Source organism: Iodobacter sp. (assembly GCF_025352645.1).
GTDB lineage: Bacteria > Pseudomonadota > Gammaproteobacteria > Burkholderiales > Chitinibacteraceae > Iodobacter.
This window is the reverse complement of record NZ_JANXSO010000168.1, coordinates 1-8,847: the sequence shown is the minus strand read 5'-3', so window position 1 is coordinate 8,847 and position 8,847 is coordinate 1. Positions and strand designations below refer to the sequence as shown.

Annotated in this window: 7 protein-coding genes and 3 tRNA genes; 9 read left to right on the top strand and 1 reads right to left on the bottom strand. The window is 45.4% G+C overall.

The window, feature by feature from the left end:
• Positions 1–17 precede the first annotated feature (17 nt).
• The 8 genes from Q0R17_RS18500 to Q0R17_RS18465 all read left to right on the top strand — a co-directional run bounded on the left by Q0R17_RS18500 (position 18) and on the right by Q0R17_RS18465 (position 7,465).
• Positions 18–93 (top strand) — tRNA-Val (locus tag Q0R17_RS18500).
• Between the two features lie 42 nt (positions 94–135).
• Positions 136–212, top strand: a tRNA-Asp gene (locus tag Q0R17_RS18495).
• 127 nt (positions 213–339) lie between these two features.
• A tRNA-Val gene (locus tag Q0R17_RS18490) sits at positions 340–415 on the top strand.
• 190 nt (positions 416–605) lie between these two features.
• Positions 606–1,754: a PAS domain-containing protein gene (locus tag Q0R17_RS18485; protein WP_293937776.1), complete on the top strand. Its 1,149-nt coding sequence runs from the start codon at positions 606–608 to the stop codon at positions 1,752–1,754.
• A 183-nt stretch (positions 1,755–1,937) separates the two neighbouring features.
• Complete coding sequence (locus Q0R17_RS18480) at positions 1,938–3,989, top strand: phosphocholine-specific phospholipase C (RefSeq protein ID WP_293937774.1); 2,052 nt, start codon at positions 1,938–1,940, stop codon at positions 3,987–3,989.
• Between the two features lie 146 nt (positions 3,990–4,135).
• Positions 4,136–5,905 carry an ABC transporter ATP-binding protein gene (locus Q0R17_RS18475; RefSeq protein WP_293937772.1) on the top strand — a complete coding sequence of 590 codons (1,770 nt, stop codon included), beginning with the start codon at positions 4,136–4,138 and terminating at the stop codon, positions 5,903–5,905.
• A 121-nt stretch (positions 5,906–6,026) separates the two neighbouring features.
• Positions 6,027–6,773: an ABC transporter substrate-binding protein gene (locus Q0R17_RS18470; RefSeq protein ID WP_293937771.1), complete on the top strand. Its 747-nt coding sequence runs from the start codon at positions 6,027–6,029 to the stop codon at positions 6,771–6,773.
• A 467-nt stretch (positions 6,774–7,240) separates the two neighbouring features.
• On the top strand, positions 7,241–7,465 hold the full coding sequence (locus Q0R17_RS18465; RefSeq protein WP_293937769.1) for a hypothetical protein: 225 nt from the start codon (positions 7,241–7,243) through the stop codon (positions 7,463–7,465).
• Between the two features lie 12 nt (positions 7,466–7,477).
• On the opposite strand, the gene Q0R17_RS18460 is transcribed toward Q0R17_RS18465, so the two are convergent.
• The gene (locus tag Q0R17_RS18460; RefSeq protein ID WP_293937767.1) at positions 7,478–8,383 is read right to left on the bottom strand and encodes a LysR family transcriptional regulator; all 906 of its coding nucleotides are present in this window, start codon (positions 8,381–8,383) and stop codon (positions 7,478–7,480) included.
• A gap of 97 nt (positions 8,384–8,480) precedes the next feature.
• On the opposite strand from Q0R17_RS18460, the gene Q0R17_RS18455 reads away from it, so the two are divergent.
• Positions 8,481–8,729, top strand: coding sequence for a DUF2798 domain-containing protein (locus tag Q0R17_RS18455; protein WP_293937765.1), 249 nt, complete (start codon positions 8,481–8,483; stop codon positions 8,727–8,729).
• Positions 8,730–8,847: the final 118 nt, after the last annotated feature.

Genomic DNA, 8,847 nt, shown 5'->3' with positions numbered 1-8,847 from the left:
TTAAATGTTTTATAGATGGGTGATTAGCTCAGTTGGTAGAGCGTCTGCCTTACACGCAGAATGTCGGCGGTTCGACCCCGTCATCACCCACCACTTAGCAATAAGTGTTGTAGTAAGAATTAGTTATGCAACTGAGGAGTGGTAGTTCAGTTGGTTAGAATACCGGCCTGTCACGCCGGGGGTCGCGGGTTCGAGTCCCGTCCGCTCCGCCAACTCATAACTGGTTTGTTTTAAATGTTTTATAGATTTACTGTTTCACAGATGGGTGACGTAGCTCAGTTGCTAGAGTTGTCTCCTTGTACGTTTGATCTCTTTCAGCGTACTAAATGTTTCACAGATGGGTGATTAGCTCAGTTGGTAGAGCGTCTGCCTTACACGCAGAATGTCGGCGGTTCGACCCCGTCATCACCCACCACTCCCTTCTGTCTTATCTCAATTCCGCATCAAGCATCCCAAAAACATTCTAGAAAGCCGACTAAATCCCAAGACCATTCATCTATTTGTTGTTGCACAACCACTATTTTTTTGTTTTTTCGGCTTAAGGCATCGCAAAGAAGAGATGCAACCGCTAAACTGGCAGCCTCTTAGCAAGGTGGTAACCATTTATGAATTCTCCCCTTGCCATGGCCTCACGCATATCTACACGCATGATTTCTCTTGCACTTGCCGCAGGCGTTGTGGCGTTGCTCTTATTGATTTTAGCTGAACAGCTAAGCCCAACCGCCTACCTGCTTGAAGCATGGTTTGCTGCTTGTGCGATTGCTCTTGCCTTACGCAAAAAGCATAAAGCCTCTTCAAACAATCCAAACACAGAAACTGGTGCACTAGATGATATTGCCTATTGTTTGCCCGATCTGATCTGGAAGATTAACTTTGCCAGCCGCAGCGTCAGCCCCTTAAACAACGTTTTTGCCGATATCCATCCTTTGGCTACGGAAGAAAACAAAAAAATATCCGTACTCTTTCCGGCCCGCATTTCACGTCAGTATCTAGAAGCGCTAATTTCAGTGCAAAGCACACAATGCACTCAGGCATTTGAATATCAACTAAGCGGCAGCGATCAGGTTAAACGTTATTTTGAAGCACGCTTATTGCCACAATCATCCCGCGAATGCTTGGCGATGATTCGTGATATCACCCATGTCAAAGACACCGAGCAAGCGCTGCTGAATCAACAACTTTTTGTGCATCAAATTATTGATTCCAGCCCTAATTTAATTTTTGTACGCGATAAGCATGGTCGCTTCTTATTAGTAAACCGCGCCACCCAAACGCAGTTAGGGCATGAATTATTAGTGCAATCGCATATGGGCTTAGTTGATTCGCCACAGCCATTTACGCTGGGTGATAAAGACGTGCTAGAAAATGGCGAAACCATACGCCATTTAGATTCATGGATCATGCCAGATAATCAATTGCATTGGTTTGATATCACCAAGCTACCGATTGTGCGCGATGAAAACACTTATATTTTATCCATTGCGATGGATATTTCGCACTTAAAAAGCACCGAAGCCGCGATGGAGCATTTCCAACATTTAGTCCGCGATGTGGCAGATGCCCTACCTGCACGCTTTTTCTTAATTGAAAAAGGCCTGATTACCTTTGCAAACAAGGGTGCAGAAGAATTATTTAATCAAAGCTCTCTAACAGGTAAAACAATAGATAGTTTGATTGATGCAAATGCAGACCCTAGCAGCTACCAAATCATTGATATCGCCAGTAGCTCTAATCAGCTACTTATTTTTAAATAAGCAGCTGATTAGAGCTAATAGCAAGATTCTACAATGAATGTGCTAGCCCATATTCGGTGAAGGACATGCATGCCTGCTTATTAGTACAAGGGTTTATTTGCTGTAAACCTGCCATAAATTCGACAGGCTGCTTGCCCTTAGCCTATCAACGGCGCTAGTAAACCTTTATGCCACCGCATTAATATGACATTAATTAATCGTAGACATTTTTTAAGCCTATCTGCAAAAACAGCGGGGAGCACTGCCGCGCTGGCAATGGTTCCTGCCTGCATCACTAAAGCACTGGCGATTCCTGCTCACAGCCCAACCGGCACCATTAATGATGTACAACACATCGTTATCTTGATGCAGGAAAACCGCAGCTTTGATCATTATTTTGGCAGCCTGCATGGCGTTCGCGGCTTTGGGGATAAACTGGCGATTCCTATTCAAGGCAATCAATTAGTCTGGAATCAAAAAGATGCCAGCGCTAAAATTATTCCGCCTTATCATCTCAACACCCAGCTCACTAGCGCTCAGCGCGTGCCCAGCTCCCCGCATACCATGCCCGATGCACATTCTGCATGGGCGGGTGGCAAAATGGGGGAATGGCCTAAATATAAAACGCAATTTTCAATGGGTTATTACCGCCAAGCAGACATTCCGTTTCAATTTGCACTCGCCAATGCATTTACCCTTTGTGATGCTTACCATTGCTCGTTTATGGGTGGGACGCATCCAAACCGGCTCTATCTATGGACGGGAATGATTGATCCCAGCGGAAAACACGGCGGGCCAGCGATTAATAATAGTGGCTCGGATAAAAGCTTACCTCCCAAGTATTCATGGACTAGCTATCCAGAGCGCTTGCAAAAAGCCGGTGTCAGCTGGCGGATTTACCAAAATATCGAAGATAATTTCAATAACAACTCCCTCGATGGCTTTGCCCATTTTCGCCACGCCGCGGACGGTAGTGCGCTCAAGCAGCAAGCGATGTCAACTTGGAGCATGGCGCAATTTGCCAGCCATGCTGCTGCGGGCAGCTTGCCCCAAATTTCATGGCTGATTGCCCCAGCCAAAGATTCTGAACACCCCGCCCCTTCTAGCCCCATTCAAGGTGCGGATTACACTCAACGCGTGCTAAATGCGCTCACCGCTCATCCAGAGACATGGAGTAAAACTGTTTTATTGGTGATGTTTGATGAAAATGATGGCTTTTTTGATCACGTCCCTCCACCAACCCCTCCCAATAAATACGCCGATGGTCGCTACGCGGGTAAATCCACCGTTGATACAGCACTTGAATACCATAGCAATGGTCAAGTTTATGGACTTGGCCCACGTGTACCCATGTATGTTATTTCTCCTTGGAGCAAGGGCGGCTGGGTCAACTCGGAAGTGTTTGATCACACCTCGGTGATTCAATTTCTAGAAAAACGCTTTGGGGTATTTGAGCCCAACATCAGCCCTTGGCGACGAGCCGTATGCGGCGATTTATGCTCTGCATTTAATTTTGCCGCCCCCAATGACTTAACACACGCGCCGCTACCCAACACCAGCCAAGCCGACGCTATCGTCAGCAAACAAAGCAAATTACCCTGCCCCAGCGCCCCACTCATCCCAGTACACCCACAACAAGAACAAGGCATACGCCCTTCACGCGCGCTGCCCTATGAGCTGCATTGCAACGCCCAAGTACACGACAAACAATTGGAGCTAATTTTTAGTAATAGCGGAAAAGCCGGTGCAGTCTTCCACGTTTATGAGCCACTTAATCTAGACAATGAGCCGCGCCGTTATACCGTTGAGCCAGGAAAAACCTTATCCGACACATGGAACCACCACCAAGTTCAAGGCCGCTATGACTTATGGGTACTGGGGCCCAATGGCTTTCATCGGCATTTTCAGGGGCATGCGCATTCAGAATGTAAGGTAGAAACGCGTATTCATTACGCTGCGGCAAGCGGTGAAATTTATTTACAATTACAAAATACCGGCAAAAAGGAAGCGAGCTTAACGATTCGTGCCAATGACTATCGTAACGACGGGCCTTGGCAGCTAAAAATTGCGGCTGGCCAAACGGTAGTGCATGAATGGAGCTTATTTGAGAGCTATCAGTGGTACGACTTTAGCGTAAGCGGTAACCAAGGTTTTGTACGGCGCTTTACTGGCCGAGTAGAAACCGGCCAAGACTCAATCAGTGACCCAAGTAATGCTGGAACAACGACCAAATCAAGAAAAAAATTCAGTCGCTAATCTTAAATTGTAAGCGCCCTATAAAGCATCGCCCCCCCCCCCCTGTAAAATATCTAGGCTAAAGCGTAGCGAGCCAAACAATCCTTTACACACAGCTGATTGATATTGATTTAGCATTAACCATCTATTTACACAGGGCTTAAGCCATGTCATCACTACGACGTTTATTTCAGTACGCGGGGGTTTATCGCCGTGATGCTTATTGGGCGAGTTTATTCTCGATCATTAATAAGTTTTTCGACATCCTTCCTGAGGTATTGATTGGCGTTGCCGTAGATGTGGTAGTCAACCGCGAGGCCTCTTTTTTAGCCAAGCTAGGGGTTAGCGATAGCTTTCACCAGCTGCTCTACCTTGGCGTTATTACTGCGCTGGTATGGGGCGGTGAATCTTTATTTGAATATCTATTCCAAATTCGCTGGCGTAATCTTGCCCAAAATTTACAGCATGACCTGCGTTTAGACGCCTATCGCCATGTGCAAAAGCTGCCATTGTCTTACTTTGAAAACAAAAGTACCGGCAAGCTGATGGCAATTTTAAATGACGATATTAATCAGATGGAGCGCTTTTTAAATGGCGGGGCCAACAGCATTATTCAAGTGCTTTGCTCCACGGTGATGGTAAGTGCAGTATTCTTTTATATTGCGCCGCAGCTCGCCCTTATCGCCCTTGCCCCTGTGCCACTGATTTTACTTGGCACATTTTGGTTCCAACACCGCATTGCCCCGCGCTACGCCACTGTGCGTGAAGCCGCTGGGGTGATTTCTGGCAGACTAAATAATAATTTACTCGGCATTGCCACCATTAAAGCCTTTACTGCCGAAAACTTTGAAGCCAGCCATATCTCGGATGCCAGCAACCATTATCGGCAAAGCAACCGCAGCGCAATTCAACTCTCTGCGGCGATTATTCCCATAATCCGCATGGCGATTTTATCCGGCTTTGTGGTCACCCTGGTTTACGGTGGTTATCTAGCACTGAACGGCAAAATTGGCGTAGGTAGCTATTCAGTATTGGTGTTTCTGACCCAGCGCCTGCTCTGGCCACTGACCGGCCTTGCGGATATCGCCGATCTTTATCAACGCTCCATGACCGCCATCGAGCGGGTATTGGATCTGCTCGATACCCCTATACATATCCACTATGAAGGCCAGCCATTAGGGCAGATCAAGGGAGCGCTCAGCTTTGAACACGTCAGCTTTAGCTACGGCGAGCAGCCCGTTCTAAAAGATATCTCCCTGCATATTGCCGCAGGGCAAACCGTGGCTTTTGTTGGTGCAACGGGCTCGGGCAAGAGCACGCTACTCAAGCTATTACTGCGCTTTTATGAAAGCCAGCAAGGCAGTATTAAGATTGATGGCATTGAAAGCAAGGATATCGCCCTGCTCGATTTACGCCGCGCTATTGGCTATGTAGGTCAAGATGTGTTTTTAAGCGATGCCAGCATTGCTCAAAACATTGCCTACGGCCAGCAAACGGCGGATATCACGGCCGTGATGGCCGCAGCGCGTGCCGCCGAAGCACATGAATTTATCGAGCGTTTACCCCAAGGCTACGACACGCAAATTGGCGAGCGCGGGCAAAAATTATCGGGTGGGCAGCGTCAGCGCCTAGCCTTAGCGCGCGCCATCTATAAAAACCCTAGGATTTTGGTGCTGGACGAAGCCACCAGCGCGGTTGATAACGAAACTGAAGCCGCCATTCAAAGATCCCTAGATCAGATCGCCAAAGGCCGCACCACCTTGGTCGTGGCTCACCGCCTATCTACTGTGCGCAATGCCCATTGTATTTATGTCATGGAGCAAGGCGAAATTGTTGAAGCGGGGACGCACGAGGGATTGCTGGCGCAAGAAGGCAATTACGCCGCGCTATGGCGCTTGCAAACAGGGCTAAGGGAAAATAACCTAGCGTTGGTTTAACCCACCCAATGGACGGTATGGCAACGTAAACGCTGCGGTGCAACTTACAATCATGATCTATATTTTGGCATGATGCTTTGATTGAAAGGATGCAGCAATGCGTTTATCTTACACAGCCTGCTTGGCCAGTGCTTTATTCACCAGCTATCTTTATGCAGAAACGGTCATTATCAATGCCGAAGACGATTGGGCCCCCTTTTCCTCCATGCGTGCAGATAAGCACGGCGTTGAGGGGCTTTCGCCCACGCTGGTGAAAGCCGCATTTAATAGCCAAGGTGTAGAGGTGGAATTTAATGCCGTGCCTTTTGCCCGCTGTTTAAGTGAGGTGGAGCACGGCAAAGTAGTGGCCTGCTTTGACACCTCAATTACGGAAGGCAATAAGAATAAATTTATCTGGCACAAAACGCCCTTATTTGAAGAAGGCTTATCTATTTTTGCTTTAAGTGAATCTACTGAAAAAAACCTCACAGTGCCTAGTTTAGAAGGCAAAACAGTTGGGCTAACTCATGGCTATTCCTATCCAAATATATTAATGGACAATAAAAAAATCATTAAAGATAGCTCTCCATTTGACGACACTCAATTAAAAAAACTTATTTTAAAACGAATTCAATACGCTGTTATCAACACCACGCCTGGCACATTATTAATAAATGGTAACCGCAGCTACAAAGGTAAAATTAAAATTGTTGGTTTAGTAGAAAATAGCGTCTTTTATTTAAATTTTTCAAAAACACACAAAGATGGTCAGCGGATGGCGGACATTTTTGAAAAAGGAATGAAAAGTATAAAATCTAACGGCACATACAATAATATTGAAACAGATTTCAAAATTAAAAATGGCCTAGTTAGCTCAGCTAAAAAATAGACCAACTAAACATCAAAATACATTTATTTAACGCACCAAGTAAGCAGCGCCATCGCAAGGATTGCCACAGTGCATAGTCAACTAAACATATAAATTTACCTGCAACACCTGCATAAAAATACTGATATTAATTTCAATAAAATACGATTACACAGTATAAATATTAAATATTTATATATACTAAAAAACATATTAAGCCAATCTAAAATATCATCTTAAGGAATCAATCCACACGAACAATAAAAACAAATGGGTAACAAAATACCATAAAAATTAGGCGATATTATTAATGCCATTCATTTTATCAGCGCCGATCCAAATAAAAGCAGCAATGTGTTTATTCATATAGTCAGTAGTCAGATTTTTATTCGATCAGAATTTTGAGATCATATTGAAAACATCAAACTACCGGATGATCTGGTGATACTAACTACTGCATTTTCTTTCCAAGTAAGCGTGATTTAGATTTGAATTCCAAACGCTCCCTAGCCTTTGCTGATAAATTTGCTCCTGATTCTTTTAATGAAGTACATTCAATGTTTAGGCACGCTGGGGCGATGGGGCGTTTTAAAGACTGGGCAGACCGCCAGCATTTATTAACGGCTTGGTATGTATTTGAAAAAAAGAGCACCGAAGCCGCTATTAAGACTTGGTGCCAAGAAAACAATATCGCATTAACAGATCATAACTAACTATTTGATAAACTAAGTTGCATCAGAGCCATTAAGCAGTGGCTCTGATGCGGCAAACGCTAATAAATGCTCTAATAAAGCGCGTACCCTTGCAGGTAAATAGCGCTGCTGGGGCCAAACGGCATAAATAGTTCTTGAATCAGCTTGCCAACTCGGCAATACCTCTTGTAACTCTCCAGTGATTAATTCATCACAGCAAAGAGATACTGGGCAATAGGTAATCCCTACTCCTTCTTTTGCCATATGTACGGCAAGAAATAATTCATTCACCCTAAATTTAGCCTGTGCTTGCAATACAAAAGCCTCATCACTTTTCTTATGACGCAAATGCCAACGCACCATAGGCTCGGCAACAATCAAGTGATGATTAGATAACTCTTCTGGCTTTTGGGGCTGGCCATATTGCTTTAAGTACTCACTAGCCGCCACCATGACCCAATGCACCTCTCCCAAGCGGCGTTGATTAAAGCTGGAATCTTGCTGCACACCCGCCCTAATGGCTAAATCTGCCCCACTATCCAGTAAATCTTCCTGCAAATTGCTTAGCTTAAGCTCCAATTGCACTTCAGGAAACTTTTGCATAAAACTGGCCCAACAATTTTTAAACAGACCATTAGCTAAAGTAATGGGAGCCAATACCCGAATTAAACCCGCCACACTATGCTGAGTAATATCTAAAGCTTGCGTAGCCTGCTGCAATGCTTGCAATAAGGGGCGGCACTGCTCGTAATATTGCCGCCCTTCACTAGTAACTTGCATACGCCGTGCACTGCGGCTGAGTAAGCGGCAGCCTAACTGCTGCTCTAACTTTTGCAAACGCCGTGTCAGCGTTGCCGCTGGCAAGCTCATCTTTTGCGCGGCAGCACTTAAGCTACCCGCCTCAACCACGGCAACAAATAAGGCTAGATCATCGAGCATGATTTCATTTATGGAATTTAAGTTTGATTTATTGATTGTATTTTCATTTAGATGCTTTTGCTATGCTTATCCAATCTTAAATCAAGCAGGATTCATCATGTCAGATACACAAAAACTACGCTGGGTGTTCTCATTTTTGATGTCTCTACTGATGTCTGCGGTGATGAGTGGCTGGGTCACTTGGATTGTTGCAGGGCTAAATGCACAGTTTTTACAGCATTGGTCACGGGCTTTTATCATGGCTTGGCCTGCAGCGTTTACCATTGTGATGCTCTGCGCCCCCAGCGTACAGCGCCTTAGCCAACACTTAGTGCAGCAAAGAGGCGGTGATTGTCAAAGTAGTTGAGATGTTTTTACGATTTAAGCTGCTTGTAATTCCTCGCTTGTTTTAGGTTCAATGACTCGGTCCGGGTTGAGTTGCACTTCGTTTTGCCAGCTCCAGTTCCGGGTCGCATTACGCCACC